The sequence below is a fragment of the Sebaldella termitidis ATCC 33386 genome, assembly GCF_000024405.1.
Lineage (GTDB): Bacteria > Fusobacteriota > Fusobacteriia > Fusobacteriales > Leptotrichiaceae > Sebaldella > Sebaldella termitidis.
The window spans coordinates 412,413-431,529 of sequence record NC_013517.1 but is presented as its reverse complement, the minus strand read 5'-3'; the positions used below and the strand labels follow the sequence as shown (position 1 = coordinate 431,529).

The window sequence follows — 19,117 nt, the reverse complement described above, 5'->3', positions numbered from 1 at the left end:
GCATTGTCACATTCACTTTTTATATTTGAGTAAAATTTTAGAAAATGATAAAATGAAAGTATACAGATTTTTTTATATTTGTATAAAATTAAGGAGAAAAATATGGAACCAATAAATTTACTTATAAAACCGGCTTCCAGCCTGTGTAATTTACGGTGTAAGTACTGTTTTTACTTTGATGTGGCTGCCTGCCGTGAAACAAAGAGCTACGGAATTATGAAAACAGAGCTTTTGGAAATAATAGTAAAAAAAACACTTTCCGAAGCTGACGGCTATTGTTCTTTTGCTTTTCAGGGCGGAGAGCCTACACTTGCAGGATTGGATTTTTACAAAAAGCTTATCGAGTTTCAAAAAAAATATAACTATAAAAATCTTAATATATATAATTCCATTCAGACAAACGGATATCTTCTCAATGAAGAATGGGCAGCTTTTTTCGCAAAGAATAACTTTCTTGTGGGAATTTCACTTGACGGTAATAAGAATACACACGACTTCCACAGAATTAATACTGAAAACAAAGGCTCATTTACTGAAATAATGAAGAATATAGAGATTTTTAATAATTACAATGTAGAGTATAATATACTTACAGTAGTCACAGACGAGCTTGCTGCTGCGGCTGAAGATGTCTATAATTTCTTTAAGGAAAATAACTTCAGGTATCTCCAGTTTATACCCTCAATAAATAGTTTTGATTCAGATAAAGCTCCCTTTTTAAGTCCTTCTTCTTACAGCTTTTTTCTGAAAAAACTGTTTGATTTATGGTATGAAGATTTCATGTCAGGCACTTATATCAGTATCCGGGACTTTAATAACTATATCAATATGCTGAAAGGTTATCCTCCGGAAAACTGTGCCATGAAAGGTCGCTGTGAATTTTACTATCTTCTGGAAGCTGACGGAAGCGTATACCCCTGTGACTTTTATGTTTTGGATGAATGGAAAATAGGCAGTATTGCAGAAAACTCTTATTCAGACATAAAAAAGAACTCTAAAATAAAAGAGTTCGAACAGATGTCACATACTTTGGATAAAAAATGCACCGGATGTGAGTTTCTTTATATATGCAGAGGGGGCTGCAGAAGATACAGAGAACAAAAAAACTCTTTCGGAAAAAGCTTTATCGGACTAAATTATTTTTGTGATTCATATAAAGAGTTCTTCTCTTATTCACTGGAAAGAATGAAAGCTATTGCCGGAATGTAATTATTTCTTCGACAGTATCATAAACAAAAATATTTTACAAAAATAAATTTTTATTTCAATAAAATTTGCAGGCCGCTCGTTCTATTAAAACAAGCGGCCTGCTTTGGGGGTATATGAAAAAATTATTATTCTTATTAGCTTGATATAATTATAAGTCTTTTCTCTTAGCTTTTTCTTTTTTTATACCTTATCTTTTATTTATTTCAGCTTTTATATTTATAAGAAACCGACCCTGCTCTGAACGGATTTTCTGCATCCTCTCTTATCCTTTGAACAAGTTTATTCTTTTCCATTAACCTTCTCCTCACTATAATATGACATTTTTCAGCTTTTTATTTATGTCTTTCAAATTGTACAATTTTTTCAGGCTAGTCAATAAAGTTTTGCCTATTTCATTAAAAATTCCATTAAATAAAAAAGCTGTCTCAAACTCGGTATTTTGAGACAGCTAAGGGGGTATATGAAAAAATTATTATTCTTATTAGCTTGATATAATTATAGGTCTTTTCTCTTAGACCTGTCTTTTTTTATACATTATATTTTATTTATTTCAACTTTCAAGCTTATAAGCAATTTGTTTTTTCATATTCCGGTTTTTACTGTAAAAACTTATCTGTACGGTTCATAATTAGGCAGTTTTGACTGGTATTCCTTTAATAATGTGATTTTGTTTTCAGAGTCAAAAGAAATAACGGATATACCGTTAAATTCCTCCTCCTTATTGTCATATACACATTTAAAAAACCATTCACAAATCACTGTTTTATCATTATGTATAAACTGAAATATCTTCCATTCCAAAACAGAACCATGCTCATTCCAGTTCTCGAACCACTTGATAATATTATCCAGTCCTCTGTACAAAGGACCGTATGATTCTATATAAACAGCATTTTCACTAAAAGTTTCCGATAATACAGAAACCTCTCCTGTTATCCATGAATCAAAATATCTTCTTATTATCTGTTCTTTTTTATTCATATATCCACCTCTGATTATTATAATCTCCCATTCTGATATTTTACTTAAAATTCCGTTATTTGTAAAGTTTATAAATTCAGATGTCTTCTTATGATTTATTTTCCGCTGTCTCCGTAGTTTGACAGAACTCTTGCACTGGGATCGTCAACTCTGCACCCTTCCCATTCCCGGTTAGGCATCCAGAAATCTTTTATCCAGTCTGCATTTCCCGGATAAAATTCTTCAAAAATCTCTCTGTATAAAAGTGACTCTTTCGTAAATGGTGTTTTGTAAGGATATTTATCCGCAGCATTTTTCAAATCTTCCTCCGAATACTTCGCTTCGGCATATTCTTTCAGATAATCAACCATAGAATGTCCCACAGCATCGCTAAAAGCTGCTTTCTCTCTGTAAAGTATACTGTCTGGAAGATATCCCTCCCCTTCAAAAGCTTTTCTTAAAAGGTACTTTCCTTTATTATACTTGTTCATTTTCTTTTCAGGATTTACACTCATTACATAATTTACAAAATCAATATCCCCGAAAGGCACTCTTGCTTCCAGTGAATGTGCAGCAATACATCTGTCTGCCCGTAATACATCATATAAATAAAGCTCCCTGATCCTTTTCTGTGCTTCTTTTTGAAACTCTGCAGGTGTTGGAGCAAAGTCTGTATATTTATATCCAAAAATTTCGTCACTTACTTCTCCTGTCAGCAGAACCTTTAAACCTGTATTTTCATGTATATATTTACATATAAGATACATTCCAATACTTGCCCTTACTGTTGTTATATCCCAGCTTTCAAGATGATATATTACATCTCTTAACGCTCCCAAGACATCATCTTTGGCAATTCTTACCTCCGTATGCTCCGTTCCAAGATATTCTGCCACTTCTCCTGCGTACTTCAAGTCTATCGGATCTGTTTCCATACCTATAGCAAAAGTTTTTATCGGTTTTTTCAGATGCTTCTGTGCTATTGCACACACCAGCGACGAATCCAGCCCCCCGCTCAAAAGAAAGCCTATAGGTGCATCAGAGTGAAGCCTTTTTATCACTGCAGCTTCCAGTTTGTCCTTTATCTTTTTTGTTATGGTTTCTATTTCTTCATCAACTATTACTTTGGGATCAGCTATGTCATTGTAACTGTGAAACTCACCGTCTTTATAATAATGTCCCGGAGGAAACGGCTTTACACCTTTGCAAAAGTCTATAAGACCTTTTGCCTCACTTGAAAATGAAATTTTGCCTGTCTCTTTTTCAAAACCGTAAAATAAAGGTCTTATTCCTATCGGATCTCTTGCTGCCATTACCTCTCCGGTTTTCCCGTCATACAATACCATTGCAAATTCTGCATCAAGCATTTTTACCATAATCTCTATTCCGAATTTTTCATAAAGCGGAAGAAGTACTTCACAGTCACTTTCTGAATGAAATTCATATATATCCTTTACTAATTTTTCCAGCTCCTGATAGTTAAATATTTCTCCGTTGCACATCAATTCACTGCCGTTATGCATAAACGGCTGATTTCCCCTGTTGCTCAGATCCATAATTGCCAGCCTGTGGAAGCCCCATATACCGCCCCTCTGTACTGTTACACTTTCATTATCCGGACCGCGGTGATATATCTTCTGAAATCCCTTATCAAATTCTTTCTGCTTTGTCCCCTCATATGACGTAAATACAAATCCACACATTCTGATCACTCCCTGTAATTTAATTTATGCATCGAATACAAAAAAACCCGCATCGCGGGTTCACCTATATAACTAAAATGAATAATCTACATTTATAGAAATAACAGAATAATCTCTGTTATATTTAGTTACATGGTACGGAAATACTTCTTTGAGTACTCGATACCCGCCAATTCTAACGTCATTGGTCTACGTCCTAGCCTACTAACAATATGTTTTCGGTAGACAGCTCCAAGGTGTTCTTCACTTTAGACTCCGCTAATTAGGCTCTCACCATCCCTAATTCGCTCAAAGCTTCTGACTAAAGTTACTCTCCTCTTCTCAGCCTTTATTTAAGATTGTAATCTATTATAGTTCTATTTTATTAATATGTCAATCATGTAATGATATATTTTTTAGATAATAGATATATACGTTTATTATACAATTGATTTATTTTATTTTTAATTTTTCTAAAACTATTTCCTCTTTTCAAAGGTCTTCTATTTTTGTGATAATTTTTCTAATAAATTTATTTTTTTCATAATTTATGCTATAATTATGTAAAATATTATTGTTAAGGAGCTAAAATGAGAAAAATTTTATTTCGAATATTAATCGTTATTTTTTTATTTAATATTTCATTTTCACTTTCTGATTACTATAAAAAAGTATATACTCTGAAAATAAATAAAACAGAGCTTTTCACAGCTGTTAATGCTTCTGATAAACAGCAGAACGAACTAAATAAAATATTCGCAAAATATCAGAAAAAAGCAGAAGAGGTGGCGAACCAGCCATTCAGTTATACTAAAAAAGTATCTTCGCTGAATTCTATAAGAACATCTAGAAAAGAAGATGTTTACAAGGTTTTGTCACATGACCAGATAAAGAAATATAATGCTTTTATGAATGAAAAAAGACTTGAATTCGAAGAAAGAAACAACAAAATTGCTGATATTATCACTTCGCTTAATCTTACACATGATCAGAAGGCCGGTATTCTCAGATATGAAAATGAATTCCAGAGAAATATAGATGACCTTATTGAACAGAATCCCGCAAATGATGATTTTACAGATCAATATAATAATCTAAAAAGAGCAAGAAATGATAAAATTGCCGGGCTTCTTTCCGAAGACCAGCTTACAGTTATTCAGGACAGAAAGTTTTTTCAGTAATTTCTGTTTTCGGAAAAATATTTTACTATGAACTGTTATGACATTTTACCATAAAGTAAAGTGTCTTTTTTTATTTTCAAACAAAGATTATAGTAAAATAAAAACAGAACCTTATTTTCCGGTTCTATTTTTATTTGCTGCAATTTTTTATCCGCTTTTATGTATTACAAAATCTTCATAACCCTTACTAAAATTAAGTAATATATTACAAGTGTTATTTTATAACACTTTATTTTTCTTTTTCCAGCCTGACTTTAGTTCAATACTATATTAATTAAATTTCGGAGGCTTTCTTTACTAAATAAAAAAATTATATGCTGGAATTCTTTTCTGAATTTGTTAATAAAAAATGAAATAAATTATGCACGGATAAAACTTAATTTAACTTATTTCAGTTTTAAAAATATAATTTTTTTCTTTTGCTGCTAAATAATTTATAACCTTTTTTTCTTTTTTTGTCAATGATCAAAAACATTTTTTTTATTTTGTTTGAGTATTATCTAAATTTTTGTATAACAAATTCATTTATATAAAATAATTTAAAAATTATCATTGTTATTAATTTATATTAATTATTCTTTTTCGATTGACTAAAATCTTTTTTTATGTTTTTATTGATTATTTACAACACTTAAAATGTTATATTTTAATAAATATTGCGTCACAGGGGGAATTACTATGTTTAAGGTTACATATAACGATGCTTTGAAATTAGGGGATATTTTGAAAGAATTACGTCATAAAAAAGAGCTTACCTTCAAAGAGCTTGAGAAGGCTACAGGGGTAGACTCTGCTACATTGAGCAGACTTGAGCAAGGGACCATTCTGCGTATTAATCCCATGATTTTAAAATCTCTTGCAGACTTTTACTCTATTAATCTTTTAACTTTATATAATTTAATCAATTACATAACAGAAGACGATATTTTAAATTACTATACTACCCTATCGACTAAAAAAGAACTTGAAAAGGAGGAAATCGAAATAATTCCTTTCAGTAAGTTTAACAGTATCAATAGTACATATTCAAAGGATTTTCTTAAATTTCCTTATGTTTCAAAAGTTTGCAAGGCTGTGGAAATAAACAAGGAATATGTTGTCATCTTTAATCCTGAAATAAAAATTCTTAATATTAAAGACGTGGGTATCTTTAAAAATCAGGATGATATCTTTATAAGCAATTATTACAAAAAAGATAAAACTATTGTTTTAATAAACTATTTTGATAAAAAAATTACTGTATTCAATAATTTGAATGATGTAAAAATTCTGGGAAAAGTTGTTGCTATAATTAATTATAATTTATAAAAATGAGCTTTTTACAGCCCATTTTTTTTATCTTAAAATTTTATTTTGAAACAGAGTTTTCCTCTTCATGTAACAAACATGCAAGGAATCCTTTTTTAAAGTAACTGAATTTCAGTTTTTCCAATTCTTCCACTACGATATCCTCGTCTTTGGAAAATATATTGAATTTTTCTTTCTTTCCTTCATTTAATGTTTCTAAAACTTCATAAATTTCTCTTATTCCATCATCTAGCTTTTTCATTTTTTTTGATTTCTTAATCTATATCATTAAAGGCATAAAAGTCGTTCTTAAACCAGTGTCTTATATTACCTCTGTCTGTTCATGCTTTCAAAACATCCAGCTGCAACACATCAGACAAATTAAAAAATTTTCCTCCTCTCTGTTGTATTGAATGAATTATAACATTTAACCTCTTAGTTATTTTTTTGTTTTTTATTTGTTTTTGTATATACACTATAAACTTTTTAAAACTGTAGTTATATGTGTCCAATCCCCTATAATAATTAAATAAAAAGCCGCTGGACAAAATTGTAATATTTTGTAAACGGCTTTTTTTATTTATTTACTTTGATTATAATACTTCATTGCTTCCGGTAAAAATTCTTTCATTTTTTTGATTCTGTTTTCAGTATTAGGGTGTGTACTAAGTATTTCAGGACCGCCTGATGATCCGCCGGCTGCCATTCTTTCCCATACAGCAAGAGCTTCTTCTGGATTATATCCTGCCATTGCCATAAAAATCATTCCGTATTTATCTGCTTCATATTCCTGTGTTCTGTTAAATTTTAGCAGTCCAAGGCTAAGCCCCTGACCAACCAAATCATTGCTTATTACTGATGTTGCTCCTCCTGTTACTATATCTGCTACCTGTTTTCCAATCATTACAATTCCTGCTGCAGTTTCATTACTTTTCCCTTCAGCATGGTGCCCTGCAATAACGTGACCTATTTCATGTCCCATTATAGCTGCTATTCCTGCATCATTTTTTGCTATAGGCATAATTCCTGTATAAAATGCTATTTTCCCGCCAGGCATAGCAAATGCATTTACATCATCTGACTTTATTAAATTGAATTCCCAATTTAAGTAGTCCACTTTCTGAGCCTGTCCGTTTTCTCTCAGATACTTCTCTACTGCTACTGCCAGCTTATTCCCTACAGCTGTTACTCTCTTTCCGTCATTTGTACTATTGGCAAGCAGATTCTGCTGTTTTACCTGTGCTATAAATTCACTGTAAGCGGCCGATGATTCACTAGCAAGCTTCTCGTCATCAACAAACTTCAGCTGCTGTCTTCCTGTAATAGGCGCACTTGAGCATGATATCAATACAAATACGCTTATTAGTGTTAACAATAATAATTTAAATTTTTTCACTCATATACCTCCTGATTTTTTATTTTCTTTTAATATTTTATTATTTTTTACTGCTTTTGTCAATCTTTAATTTTGTTCCTCCCGCATTTTATACCTGTAGTTTCACTATTTAGATAATATGCAAATTAAAACATCTCATCCAGCAGAATATAATATTCCAGCTTTTCCTTATCCTGTTTTCTCCCAAGATATTCCAGCAGCAGTTCTTCATACTTCCGGGTTCCAAAATTGCGGTGCATTGACCTCATACATAATGCTATATCCTGCCATATATCTGCAATACCCGCTCTTCCTAAATCAATAAATCCAGTAATTTCATCCAGCTCCGCAATAATATTGGGAAGGCAGTAATCACCATGAGTAAATATAACTTCATTCTCCGGCGGTCTGTTTTTATATAAGTAATTCAGAAGAGATTCAGGATTGGAAAATTTTGTTGTTTCTTCCCAGTCTGTCATGTTTACCCTGTTTAATCTCACATTCTCCGCAGCCTTCTCCAGTTTTTTTTCAAGCCTGTTATCAAAAGGACAGCTGTCTGTATCAACTCCGCCAAGTTTCACGAGTCCTTCAGCGAGTAACTTTATTGCTGCTTCCGGATTCCTAATGTGTTCTTTATCACAGAGAATCCTTCCATTTATTTCAGTCAGAAGCATGTACTTATTTTTGTTCTCTTCACCAAAATATAAAATATCCGGAACCTCGAGCTTTCCCTGGAGCCATCTGGTTTTTTGATATTCTTCTTCCAGCTCTCCAGCGGCTGTTTCTATTTTCAGATAATAAGAAGCTGTATCAGATGATACTTTAAATACCTTTGCACCGGATTCACCAGTATCAATCCGGGTAAAAAACATATCTGAAATTTTTTCTCTCAAATCATAAGGCAATTTCTCTTTATTCAGCAAACCACCTCCGAAATTTATATTTACTAAATTTTATGAATCTTTATAAAATTATAGCATATGAAATATACACATTCAATACCGTGTTTATAAAAATATAATAGGTCTGACAGGGTTTTATTTTTTGTTTACTTAATTCTTCATCTGTCTTGACTTAGGATTCAATTATGGATTATAATATAATAAAATATTTAAGATTAGGAGTCTCTATATGGGTAATCAAATAAAAACATTCTTTTTGATGTTTATTCTGATATTAATTTTCATGTTTATCGGTGATTTTATCGGAGGTCAGAGCGGAGCAGTCATTGGTCTTGTTCTTGCTTCGGGTATCAATATTTTCAGTTACTGGAACAGCGATAAGATGGTTCTCGCCAATTACAATGCACAGCCGATCACTGAAAACAGCAATCCGAGAGTATACAATATAGTAAGATCGCTTGTAAGAAATGCTGATCTTCCTATGCCTAAGATTTATCTTATACCTGAAATGCAGCCAAATGCTTTTGCTACGGGAAGAAATCCCGAGCATGCAGCAGTTGCTGTCACTGCGGGTCTTTTGGAAACTATGGATGATGCCGAGCTGAGCGGAGTTATCGGTCATGAACTCGGGCATGTCAAGCACAGGGATATTCTTATCAGTACTATTGCCGCAATATTTGCAGGTGCTATTTCTATCATGAGCAGATTTGCCATGTACTCCGGCAGCGGAAGACGTTCTGACAATGACAGGGGAGCGAATCCTTTTGCATTCCTTCTTGTTTTACTTGCTCCGGTTGCAGCCATGATCGTTCAGATGAGTATTTCACGAAAAAGAGAGTTTCTTGCTGATCAATTCGGTGCAGAGGTTTCGGGGAATCCTCTCTATCTGAGAAACGCCCTTCAAAAACTGGAGGCATACGGGCGAAGAGTGCCTATGCAGCATAATAATCCTTCATATTCGCATATGTTTATTGTAAATCCTCTTGCTAATGCAGGTGCTGCCTTTGCAAATCTTTTTAGAACACATCCTCCTACAAGCGAAAGAATAAAAAGACTTGAACAGATGGCGGAAAGATAATCATGACTAATATAGAAATTATAGATAAAACAAAAGAATATGTAAAAAATAAGCTTGAAGATGAAGGCTCGGGACATGACTGGTGGCATATTCTGAGAGTATATAATAATGCACTGGACATCGCCGAAAAAGAGGGAAACTGCGATATTTTCATTATAGAGCTTGCGGCCTTGCTCCACGATATAGCAGACTGGAAATTTAATGACGGAAATCTCGATAAGGGTTCCGAAATAGCCGGGATCTTTCTTGCCGATCTAAATGTAGACGAAAAAATCATTGAACATGTTTCAGATATTATAAAAAACATCTCTTTCAAAGGTGCCAACGTAAAAAATACAATTACTACAAAAGAAGGTATGATTGTACAGGATGCAGACAGACTGGACGCAATAGGAGCTATGGGAATCGGAAGAGCATTTGCCTACGGCGGTTTTATGAAAAGAGAAATGTATAATCCTGATGTTTCACATGAGATACACAATACATTTGAAGAATATAAAAATAAAAGCGGAAGTACAATTAATCATTTTTATGAAAAATTACTGCTTCTAAAAGATAAAATGAATACAAAAACTGGAAAAGAGAAGGCTGAAAAACGTCATGAGTTTATGCGCTCCTTTCTGGATGAATTTTATTCCGAATGGAACGGGGAGCTTTAGATCAGAAAGCTTTGATATAATAACTAATTAATTAACATAAAACAAAATATTTCCGGATTAATTAAAAGGACTGCTAAACGCAGTCCTTTTGCTCATTTGGAGAACTTTTCCTTTATAATATTATTAGTTTTAAAAGGCTAATTCAGTATCTATATCAAATAAATGACATTTTTCCATATCTATTTTAAATATTCCGCTCTCCTTCAGGCTCAGACTTTCCTCCTGATTCAGCGTCAGCCTTGCCGTTATCTGGTTTCCCTCACTCTCAAAATACACTATCTCTTCATTTCCCATCTGTTCTTTTACCAGTATATTCCCTCTCAGTGCATTCTGCTCTCCTTCTTTTCCCAGTGAGATATGTTCCGGTCTTATTCCAAATGACACCTCTTTTCCTGTATGTCCTTTTATCTTCTCTCTCATGCTCTCCGGAAATTCCAGCTCTGTTCCCTTTACCTTCATTAACAGCTTCCCGTCTTTTTCTTCTATTACTCCGTTCAAAAAATTCATTGTCGGTGATCCTATAAAGCCTGCTACGAATTTATTCGCTGGATGGTTATACAGATTTAACGGCGTATCCACCTGCATGATCTTTCCTTCTCTTAAGACACATATTCTGTCTCCCATTGTCATTGCCTCTACTTGATCATGTGTCACATAAATCATTGTCGACCCCAGCTCTTTGTGCAGCTGGCTTATTCTTACCCTCATGGATACTCTCAGCTTTGCATCAAGATTACTTAAAGGCTCGTCAAAAAGGAATACTTCCGGCTCTCTTACTATTGCTCTTCCAAGTGCTACCCTTTGTCTTTGCCCTCCTGACATATCCTTTGGTTTTCTGTCCAGCAGGTCTGTTATTTCAAGCTTTTCTGCTGCATCCCTTACTCTTTTGTCTATTTCTGCTTTCGGTGTTTTCTTTAGCTTCAGCCCGAAAGCCATATTATCATAAACGCTCATATGCGGATAAAGGGCATAGTTCTGAAAAACCATTGCTATTCCTCTGTCTTTTGGTGCCACATCATTAACGAGCTTATCACCGATATATATTTCCCCTCCCGTGATCTCTTCAAGACCTGCTACCATTCTAAGCGTAGTTGATTTAGCACATCCCGAGGGACCAACAAAGACCATAAATTCCCCGTCTTTAATATCAAGATTTATCCCGTGTACTGCTTTAAATCCATTTGGATACTGTTTTTCTACCCCTTTTAATGTTACATTTGCCATATTCTAAACCTCCGTTATCTTCACATACTATAAATATACTTTCTTCATATGAAATATATAAACTGCTCTTAATATTCTGAATTCAATATAATTATAGTTTGAAAAAAAATTTTTTCAGAATAATTGTATCCTTTTTCGCATAACTTTTTTTACTTTTTTTAAAAAGACTATACAAACTATTCTTGTTTAACTTCTAAAAAAATTTCTTATTTAACTTTTTGAAATTTTTTCTTACTCCCTGATCATTTTCATCGTTGCCGCATTTTACATTTTTTAATAATCTATATTAAATTTCTCTTGATTCTGTATAATAATGTGATATAATTATATGAATTATATTTTCATATAATAATAAAAAACTATTTTTAAGGAGAGTATGAATGAGAAGAAACAATACTGCACTAATTGTAATAATAGCAGGTATTTTTTTATTTCTTCTTTTAGCAGTAGGGAGCCTCGCTTACGCAGTTTTTGTAAATGGCTCTAAGACCACAGCTGTCGAAACTGCCAAAAGTGAAAAAACGGATGATGAGGAAGATAAAGAAACAGGAGATACTGCAAGGACAGAGAAGAAAACAGAAAAGCCAAAGGAAAGCAAAGTTACTCTGGCAGAGCTGAAAGAAAAAAAAGCTAAGAATAATGAATATTCTGATAATTTAGCAATCCGTATGAAACCTATACACAGATCATATACCGGCGGAGATCTTGATTATGAAAATACCGATCAGATTAATGAATGGGGCGGTGCATGGGATGATGAATTAAATGCCGTATATCAAGCCTTAATGAAAAAACTTACACCTTCACAGCAGGAAGAGCTGAGAACTGAACAGAGAAAATGGATAAAGCAGAGAGATGCTAAGCTGAATGAATCAGGAGACCATCTTGTTAATGCAGATTTATTTTATAACCTTACTATGGACAGAACATACGAACTCGCAGAATTATACGATAAAGTAAAATAAATATAATAAAAATACGGATTTTGATAAATAATTTATCATATCCGTATTTTTTTATACCGTTATATAAAAAATCCTGTTATTTCAAGACATACTTTTTTATGCACTCATCAAAGTCACTTACTACAGTTCCCGCTCTATTTTTGACTGCTTCCGGAGAACTTTGAAAAGTGAAGGAATTTTCTGTCATCTTCAGCATTGGTATATCGTTATATGAGTCGCCTATTGTATAAAGCTTTTTTATATCTCCCAGCTTTTCCATCACAGTTTTTATACCCGCTGCCTTAGAAGCCCCTTTTGGTGCCACATCTATAAAATGCTTATTCTGAAATACTTCCACTTCAGTAAACTTCTGCTTCATATCAGCAGCTATTTCTTCTATAGCTTTCATATCTCTGCCTTCATAGTTAGTCACAAAGGAAACTACTTCTTTGTCTGCTATCTCATCTATACTGGACTCATGAAAAAACGGTCTGTCATTCTCAGGCTTACCTGTAAGACAGTAGACATTTTCATTTGTCAAAGCATTTCTGAACCCTTTCAGCTGTATATTTTCAAGATATTCGTATACAGCTCTTATTATTTTATAATCAATAGTTCTTTTATATATAATATTAAAATTGCTGTCTGTTATCACAGAACCGTTTCCAAGTACATAATAATCCAGATTCAGCCCCAGCTCCTCCTTAAGAAATCTCACCCCTCTGAGAATTCTTCCCGTTGCTGTTGCCACCTTAATTCCGTTCTTCTGCATCTCTTTTACCAGCTCCGCTGTTGACTCCTTCACTTCATTTTCCTTATACAGCAGTGTCCCGTCAAGATCTGTCACAAATAGTTCCACTTAAATCACTCCCTAAAAGTATAAATTATGAATATTCAGACTTTCACATTTAAGTTATAACACATTTTATCTTTTTATGATAATTAATTTCTCGCCTGTAATGCTGAAATCTAAAATTTTATCCTGATTCTTCCTTTTTATCAAAAAATTCTGATTTTTTATGTTTTAATCCGGCATTTTAAGCATCCTTATTTTTTTTGATCTTAATTTTACAGTAATTCAGGGAACTATATTTCAATATTGACAATTTCAAAAATTATGGTATCATATAGTATAAATCAATTTTCAAAAAAATGAAAATAAATTTTAAAGGGGCTTATATATGAAGGAAATAGTACTTTTAAAGAAAAACGGACAGGCAATCATTAACATTGCCAAAGCATTTCTCGAAATAAATATCGGAGACAGAATGGACTCCATACCTGAATATTCTAAAAAATTTGAACTTTCGGTTGGTACTATCCAAAAAGCTATTAAATTTCTGGAAGACGAAAAGATGGTGACTCTTGAAAGAAAAGGTCATATGGGAACTACGGTAAAAAACATAAAATACGAAAAGCTTTTAAATTATGCAGGTATCAGCACTGTTGTATGTGTTATGCCGCTTCCTTATTCCAAAAGATATGAGGGACTGGCTACAGGGCTAAAAAAATGCTTTTCAGACAAAAAAATTCCTTTTTACTTTGCCCATATGGGCGGAGCTGACATCAGAATTAATTTTTTGGAAAAAGGACTTTATGATTTTGCCATAGTATCAAAGCTTGCAGCAAATCAGGCAATAAAATCCGGAAAAAAAATAGAAATTGCTTATGAGTTCGGGGAAAATACCTATGTGGATAAACACGTTCTTTTCAAAAATGAAAATACTGTCATAAAAAAAGTAGGAATTGATCCTGATTCCAAAGATCAGTACCTGCTGACTAAGGATTATTTCAAGGGTAATGATGATATTGAGCTGGTAAAAATAAATTATAACAAGATTCCTGAACTGCTGAAAAGAGGTATTATTGATGCTACTGTGTGGAATCTGGATGAAATAAAAGAGCAGAATATGAATATTCAATATGAAGAGCTGAAAAATAAAACACAGGTAAATCTTGCAAATGAAGCTGTACTCGTAGTAAAGCAAAATGACAGCGCACTGAAAAATATAGCCGATAAAGTTATTGAAAGAGAATTTATACTGCAAATGCAGAAAGATATATTAGAAGATAAACTTTACCCAAGCTATTAAAAATATAGCCCTTTGTTTATGCCAAATTTTAATTATTGTATAAAACATCGAATATATTTTTTAAAATCAATTTTCAAAAAAATGAAAATTAAAGAACGAAACTTTATTAGAAAACGGCAGAAAACATTTTTGCTGAATCGCTAAAAATATAGCTTTTTTATCTGTGTAAAATTTTAGCTATCTGCGCATGATATTAATTATATTTTTTTAAAAATGAATTTTCAAAAAAATGAAGATTGAAACTATACCAAGGGAAGTAAGAAAATTTATACTCTCACTGTATTTTTCATTCTTCAAAATGTAAATTTAGACACTAACTTTACTATTATATATAATTTTAGTTTTTAGGTGTGTATTCCGGACAGTATTAACTGTTTTCGCGAATACTGTAATATTAAGATATTTTAGGAGGAATTATGGAAACGGAAAGACTGGATATTTTAGTCGAAGCAGAACTTATTGATCAGGAAACTTATGAAAAAGTAAAAAGAATTATGAATGAAGTATCCGAAGAATTTACTCTGGATCTGAGTACAGAATCAGGACAGATGTTTATTACCCATGTTTCAATGGCAATTATGAGAATCAAAAACAATGAAGCCACTACTGATGTAGAGAATGCAATCTTCGAGGAAATCAAGGAAAGTGAAAACTTTGAAAATGCTTTAAGATTTGCAGAAATCATAGAAAATATCATTGAACATGAAATTCCGAAAAATGAAAAGGAATATCTAGTCATTAACGGTTGTTTATTAATGGAACAGTAATATTACCAAGGAGGTGCAGGCAATGCTCGAAAAAGGAATTACTTATATACATGAACATATCTACATAGATCTTTCAAAAATCAAAAACAGTGATGATACTCTGCTTGATGATAAGGAAACAATGATATCCGAACTCAGGGAAATAAAAGAAAAAGGAGTCAGAAACATCGTAGAGGTCACTAATATCGGTATGGGAAGAAATATGGAATATATGGAGGATGTAAGAAAACAAACAGGGCTGAATTTTATCTACTCTACAGGATTTTATATCGAGCCGTTTTTTCCGGAAACAGTATTTCAAAAAACTGATAAAGAACTTGCCCAAATTATGATTAATGAAATCAAAAACGGAATTGACGGTACGGGAATAAAACCGGAAGTAATAGGAGAAATCGGAAGCTCGCAGAATATCATTACAGAAACAGAAAAAAAATTATTTCAGGCAGCAGGAATAGCTCAGAATGAAACAGGAAAGGTACTATCCACTCATACCTCCATTGGTTCAATGGGACTTGAGCAGATAAAAATTCTGAAGGAATACAGTGTTAATTTTGAAAAAGTAATTATAGGACATACTGATCTCAGCAATGATCTGGACTATATGCTAAGACTGCTTGACTACGGTGTATACACTGCATTTGATACTATAGGAAAAAACAGCTATCTTCTTGATGAAAAAAGGGCAGAAGCAATAAAAGAACTGATAAAAAGAGGATACGGCGATAAAATAGTACTTTCTATGGATATCACAAGAAAATCACATTTCAAAAAAAACGGAGGACTGGGGTATTCACATCTTTTGGATACATTTGTCCCTATGATGGAAAAAGCAGGAATCAGCAAAGCTGACATTAATAAAATGCTTATTACAAACCCGGAAAATATTTTTTCATAAATACAAATAATAAAAGGAGAGATTACAATGATTAGAATTGGAGTTGCCGGATTAAAAAAGGATCTTACGGAAAAGACAATAATTGAAAACGGAAACGGAAATTTTGAAGTATTAGTTACTACTGATATGGATGCAGCAAAAAAAATCAAAAAGGGAGAGCTTGACTACTATTTCGGAGCCTGCAACAGCGGAGGAGGAGCTGCGATCTCCATCCTTATAGGTATGATAGGCTACGGAAAGTGTTCCACTGTTGCCAAAGCCGGAGGAAGTGCACCTGACAAAGACCAGATCAAAAAGCTTCTTGCTGAAGGTAAAGTAGCTTTCGGTATGTCTGTGGAAAATATCGAAAAAACAGTTCCGGTTTTATTGGAAAGTATTTTAGAGAGTAAATAAGAAAGATTATTTTAGGAGGAAGAAAAATATGACTATCAATATTTATAAAATCATATTTGTAGCCTTATTAACAGGCTTCACATCATTTGCAGCACATACTGCCAAAGCAGTATTTCATGACGGAATCAGACCTATACTCCCTGAGCTTACAGAGGGAAGAATGAAAAGAAGCGAAGCTTCATCAATCGCTTTTGGATTAAGCGTAGGTTTTATCGCATCTATAGGTATTTCATTTACACTGACAACAGGACTTTTGAATCCGTGGCTTTTATTTCTGCCAACTGACATTATAGGAGTCGCTTCTCCGAAAAAGAGTATATCATTCGGACTCGGGGCATTATGGGGTATTCTGGTAGTTACCAGCCTTGACATCGTAAATAAAGGTCTTACTGCACTGCCGGTTGACTTTTTAGGTGCTCTGGGTGAAATTGGAACACCGGTTATAGCAGCATTTGCATTATTTCCTATACTTGCCATCTTTTATCAGTTCAAGTGGAAAAAAGGACTTATTGCAGCTGTTGTAGTTTTATTAACAAGAGTATTAGTCGTAAAATATACAAAGCTTTACCCTGAATCTATAGAAATGTTCATAGGAATTGTTATGCTTCTTGCATTTGCTATTATTGAAGATTCTAAAAATAAAGTTCAGGTAGAAAAAGATGAGGATGAAGAATCTATATTTGAACAGAGAACAAAAAGAGTATTCAAAAATCTTCCCGTTCTGGCTGTAATTGGTGCTTTGATTGCTATTATTGCTAATCTCGGGTACTTTGCCGGTTCGGAAATTTCTATTTATCCTCTTGCAGAAGCGGCAAAAGCCACTGATCCGGCTGTTGCCAAAGATCTTATACATCAGGCTGCACTTGGTGACTTCCTGAGAGGACTGGGGTTTGTGCCATTAATTGCCACTACTGCTCTTGCTACCGGTGTTTATGGTGTAGTAGGACTTACATTTATATTCCCTGTGGGATATCTTGCTCCTCACTGGATTATCGCAGGAATCGGCGGTGCAGTTGTCATTACACTGGAAGTTCTTCTCCTTAGGGGAATCGGAAAGTTTCTTGAACATTTTCCGTCTATAAGACATGCATCTGATAATATCAGAACATCTATGGAAAATCTTATGGATTTATCCTTATTAATAGGTTCTGTATTTGCAGTAATCAAAATGGGAGGATATACCGGCTTTTTCATATTTGTAGTAGTTTACTTCCTAAATGAAGTTTTGGGAAGAAAAATAATAAAAATGGCAATAGGACCGGTAGGTGCTATCATTACAGGAATAGTGCTGAATCTTCTTTTCTATGCACACTTATTTACACCGGCGTAAGCTGTATTTATTTTTGTTAAATAAGAATATGTATCAATGACAGCAAAATAAAAATCCATTATTGACAGGAAGTGACTATATTTGAAAAAAGAATATCTGAAAAAATTATTTTATTCTTTTTTAAAAGGAAAAGAGTATACAGGCAAAAGTGTAGTCATACAAAACTTATCCATTATAGATAAAATAACTGAAACCCTGTGTGAAAATAATGAAGAAATAAAATTATTGGGAGTAAAAAATACATCTGATATTGACAGGAAAATAATACAAAAACTTACAAAAAGTAAAAAATTTTATTGGCATACTATAGATAAAACAGCAGATAACGGACGTGCTGTCGATACCAATCTGACAAACCCGCTCACAGGAAGAGCTATGACAGGTTCTTCCAGCGGGACTGCAATAAATGTTTTTCTGGGAATCAATGATCTCGGAATAGGAACAGACGGCGGCGGATCAGTTATTTACCCCGCACTTTCCCTGAATCTTTATTCATTTGCGGGAAGCGGTACCGGGCTGAAATCAAAAAAAATCAAAAATTCTACTGACGGCCTTACATTTTCCGCAGGTATAGGATTTTTGGCAAGAGATCTGGAAACTATACATACAGCTGTCCTTATACTGCTGGATGCTGATATTATTTCTTCATATTCTGATTACAAAATAGCAGTCACAGAGGATCTGAAAAATTATGCCATATTTGAAAATATTAAAAACAAAGAATTTATCACAGATCATTTTAAAAATACAGATGACAGAACAGAACTGATGTCTATATTTCAAAAGGTATTTGAAAAATATGATATTTTAATAATCAGGGAAGAATTAATAGATATCACCTTTTACGGAGATTCCATAATGGGAAATCTTGGCAAAAAGTCAAAAGAATATCAATTCCTGTCTAATAAAAGGGCAGGAAAGGTAATAAATATGATGAATTTATCAGCCATTACCGTTCCATCTGATGAATTATCATCCGGATTTATTATTATTGCTAAAACAGGGAAAGAATATATAAAGCCTTTATTTGAAGCTGCAGCTATTCTTAAAGGTTCTGAAAATCAACTTTTTAAAAGATATTTTTCAGACTTTCTGGAAAATGACAGTATTATCTTTGAATAAAGAATTAAGATAAAAA

Annotated in this window: 19 protein-coding genes; 12 read left to right on the top strand and 7 right to left on the bottom strand. The window is 33.1% G+C overall.

Annotation, left to right across the window (positions count from 1 at the left end; all coding sequences use genetic code 11):
- Window positions 1–102 precede the first annotated feature (102 nt).
- Complete coding sequence (locus STERM_RS01875) at window positions 103–1,209, top strand: anaerobic sulfatase maturase (protein ID WP_012859859.1); 1,107 nt, start codon at window positions 103–105, stop codon at window positions 1,207–1,209.
- Window positions 1,210–1,818: 609 nt separating this feature from the next.
- Here STERM_RS01875 and STERM_RS01870 read toward each other — a convergent pair.
- Together STERM_RS01870 and asnB are read right to left on the bottom strand one after the other, a co-directional pair.
- Window positions 1,819–2,190, bottom strand: coding sequence for a nuclear transport factor 2 family protein (locus STERM_RS01870; RefSeq protein ID WP_012859858.1), 372 nt, complete (start codon window positions 2,188–2,190; stop codon window positions 1,819–1,821).
- Window positions 2,191–2,285: 95 nt separating this feature from the next.
- Window positions 2,286–3,872, bottom strand: coding sequence for an asparagine synthase B (asnB, locus tag STERM_RS01865; protein ID WP_012859857.1), 1,587 nt, complete (start codon window positions 3,870–3,872; stop codon window positions 2,286–2,288).
- Between the two features lie 569 nt (window positions 3,873–4,441).
- Between asnB and STERM_RS01860 the strand changes: the two genes are divergently transcribed.
- Both STERM_RS01860 and STERM_RS01855 read left to right on the top strand, forming a co-directional pair.
- The gene (locus STERM_RS01860; protein ID WP_012859856.1) at window positions 4,442–5,032 is read left to right on the top strand and encodes a hypothetical protein; all 591 of its coding nucleotides are present in this window, start codon (window positions 4,442–4,444) and stop codon (window positions 5,030–5,032) included.
- Between the two features lie 678 nt (window positions 5,033–5,710).
- Window positions 5,711–6,340 carry a helix-turn-helix domain-containing protein gene (locus STERM_RS01855; protein ID WP_012859855.1) on the top strand — a complete coding sequence of 210 codons (630 nt, stop codon included), beginning with the start codon at window positions 5,711–5,713 and terminating at the stop codon, window positions 6,338–6,340.
- A 40-nt stretch (window positions 6,341–6,380) separates the two neighbouring features.
- Here STERM_RS01855 and STERM_RS01850 read toward each other — a convergent pair whose 3' ends face one another.
- From STERM_RS01850 to STERM_RS01840, 3 genes are all read right to left on the bottom strand, one after another.
- The gene (locus STERM_RS01850; protein ID WP_012859854.1) at window positions 6,381–6,581 is read right to left on the bottom strand and encodes a hypothetical protein; all 201 of its coding nucleotides are present in this window, start codon (window positions 6,579–6,581) and stop codon (window positions 6,381–6,383) included.
- Between the two features lie 318 nt (window positions 6,582–6,899).
- A complete protein-coding gene (locus tag STERM_RS01845) occupies window positions 6,900–7,715 on the bottom strand; it encodes a M48 family metallopeptidase (RefSeq protein ID WP_012859853.1) in 816 nt (271 codons plus the stop codon).
- 125 nt (window positions 7,716–7,840) lie between these two features.
- Window positions 7,841–8,617, bottom strand: coding sequence for an APH(3') family aminoglycoside O-phosphotransferase (locus tag STERM_RS01840; RefSeq protein WP_012859852.1), 777 nt, complete (start codon window positions 8,615–8,617; stop codon window positions 7,841–7,843).
- Window positions 8,618–8,825: 208 nt separating this feature from the next.
- On the opposite strand from STERM_RS01840, the gene htpX reads away from it, so the two are divergent.
- On the top strand, window positions 8,826–9,674 hold the full coding sequence (gene htpX / locus STERM_RS01835; RefSeq protein WP_012859851.1) for a zinc metalloprotease HtpX: 849 nt from the start codon (window positions 8,826–8,828) through the stop codon (window positions 9,672–9,674).
- A 2-nt stretch (window positions 9,675–9,676) separates the two neighbouring features.
- Window positions 9,677–10,333, top strand: a complete 657-nt coding sequence (locus tag STERM_RS01830; protein ID WP_012859850.1) for an HD domain-containing protein — start codon at window positions 9,677–9,679, stop codon at window positions 10,331–10,333.
- 129 nt (window positions 10,334–10,462) lie between these two features.
- Here the strand turns inward: STERM_RS01830 and STERM_RS01825 are convergent, their stop codons facing one another.
- A complete protein-coding gene (locus tag STERM_RS01825; RefSeq protein ID WP_012859849.1) occupies window positions 10,463–11,557 on the bottom strand; it encodes an ABC transporter ATP-binding protein in 1,095 nt (364 codons plus the stop codon).
- A 380-nt stretch (window positions 11,558–11,937) separates the two neighbouring features.
- Between STERM_RS01825 and STERM_RS01820 the strand changes: the two genes are divergently transcribed.
- The gene (locus STERM_RS01820) at window positions 11,938–12,522 is read left to right on the top strand and encodes a lysozyme inhibitor LprI family protein (protein WP_012859848.1); all 585 of its coding nucleotides are present in this window, start codon (window positions 11,938–11,940) and stop codon (window positions 12,520–12,522) included.
- 76 nt (window positions 12,523–12,598) lie between these two features.
- Here the strand turns inward: STERM_RS01820 and STERM_RS01815 are convergent, their stop codons facing one another.
- The gene (locus tag STERM_RS01815) at window positions 12,599–13,360 is read right to left on the bottom strand and encodes a Cof-type HAD-IIB family hydrolase (protein ID WP_012859847.1); all 762 of its coding nucleotides are present in this window, start codon (window positions 13,358–13,360) and stop codon (window positions 12,599–12,601) included.
- Between the two features lie 322 nt (window positions 13,361–13,682).
- On the opposite strand from STERM_RS01815, the gene yhfZ reads away from it, so the two are divergent.
- The 6 genes from yhfZ (at window position 13,683) to STERM_RS01785 (ending at window position 19,101) form a co-directional block, all read left to right on the top strand.
- Window positions 13,683–14,594: a GntR family transcriptional regulator YhfZ gene (gene yhfZ, locus STERM_RS01810; RefSeq protein WP_012859846.1), complete on the top strand. Its 912-nt coding sequence runs from the start codon at window positions 13,683–13,685 to the stop codon at window positions 14,592–14,594.
- Between the two features lie 416 nt (window positions 14,595–15,010).
- Window positions 15,011–15,361, top strand: coding sequence for a PRD domain-containing protein (locus STERM_RS01805; protein WP_012859845.1), 351 nt, complete (start codon window positions 15,011–15,013; stop codon window positions 15,359–15,361).
- Window positions 15,362–15,383: 22 nt separating this feature from the next.
- Window positions 15,384–16,256, top strand: a complete 873-nt coding sequence (locus STERM_RS01800; RefSeq protein ID WP_012859844.1) for a phosphotriesterase family protein — start codon at window positions 15,384–15,386, stop codon at window positions 16,254–16,256.
- A 27-nt stretch (window positions 16,257–16,283) separates the two neighbouring features.
- Complete coding sequence (locus tag STERM_RS01795; protein WP_012859843.1) at window positions 16,284–16,649, top strand: DUF2620 domain-containing protein; 366 nt, start codon at window positions 16,284–16,286, stop codon at window positions 16,647–16,649.
- A gap of 28 nt (window positions 16,650–16,677) precedes the next feature.
- On the top strand, window positions 16,678–17,979 hold the full coding sequence (locus STERM_RS01790; RefSeq protein WP_012859842.1) for a YhfT family protein: 1,302 nt from the start codon (window positions 16,678–16,680) through the stop codon (window positions 17,977–17,979).
- 81 nt (window positions 17,980–18,060) lie between these two features.
- Window positions 18,061–19,101, top strand: a complete 1,041-nt coding sequence (locus STERM_RS01785; protein ID WP_012859841.1) for an amidase family protein — start codon at window positions 18,061–18,063, stop codon at window positions 19,099–19,101.
- The last annotated feature ends 16 nt before the right edge of the window (window positions 19,102–19,117 follow it).

What these genes read in the sequence shown, in the direction of transcription:
- STERM_RS01790 (WP_012859842.1), top strand. Translation starts at nt 16,678, where the DNA reads ATGACTATCAATATTTATAAAATCATATTTGTAGCCTTATTAACAGGC.
- STERM_RS01860 (WP_012859856.1), top strand. Translation starts at nt 4,442, where the DNA reads ATGAGAAAAATTTTATTTCGAATATTAATCGTTATTTTTTTATTTAAT.
- STERM_RS01855 (WP_012859855.1), top strand. Translation starts at nt 5,711, where the DNA reads ATGTTTAAGGTTACATATAACGATGCTTTGAAATTAGGGGATATTTTG.
- htpX (WP_012859851.1), top strand. Translation starts at nt 8,826, where the DNA reads ATGGGTAATCAAATAAAAACATTCTTTTTGATGTTTATTCTGATATTA.
- STERM_RS01875 (WP_012859859.1), top strand. Translation starts at nt 103, where the DNA reads ATGGAACCAATAAATTTACTTATAAAACCGGCTTCCAGCCTGTGTAAT.
- yhfZ (WP_012859846.1), top strand. Translation starts at nt 13,683, where the DNA reads ATGAAGGAAATAGTACTTTTAAAGAAAAACGGACAGGCAATCATTAAC.
- STERM_RS01825 (WP_012859849.1), bottom strand. Translation starts at nt 11,557, where the DNA reads ATGGCAAATGTAACATTAAAAGGGGTAGAAAAACAGTATCCAAATGGA.
- STERM_RS01820 (WP_012859848.1), top strand. Translation starts at nt 11,938, where the DNA reads ATGAGAAGAAACAATACTGCACTAATTGTAATAATAGCAGGTATTTTT.
- STERM_RS01800 (WP_012859844.1), top strand. Translation starts at nt 15,384, where the DNA reads ATGCTCGAAAAAGGAATTACTTATATACATGAACATATCTACATAGAT.
- STERM_RS01805 (WP_012859845.1), top strand. Translation starts at nt 15,011, where the DNA reads ATGGAAACGGAAAGACTGGATATTTTAGTCGAAGCAGAACTTATTGAT.
- STERM_RS01850 (WP_012859854.1), bottom strand. Translation starts at nt 6,581, where the DNA reads ATGAAAAAGCTAGATGATGGAATAAGAGAAATTTATGAAGTTTTAGAA.
- STERM_RS01795 (WP_012859843.1), top strand. Translation starts at nt 16,284, where the DNA reads ATGATTAGAATTGGAGTTGCCGGATTAAAAAAGGATCTTACGGAAAAG.
- asnB (WP_012859857.1), bottom strand. Translation starts at nt 3,872, where the DNA reads ATGTGTGGATTTGTATTTACGTCATATGAGGGGACAAAGCAGAAAGAA.
- STERM_RS01870 (WP_012859858.1), bottom strand. Translation starts at nt 2,190, where the DNA reads ATGAATAAAAAAGAACAGATAATAAGAAGATATTTTGATTCATGGATA.
- STERM_RS01830 (WP_012859850.1), top strand. Translation starts at nt 9,677, where the DNA reads ATGACTAATATAGAAATTATAGATAAAACAAAAGAATATGTAAAAAAT.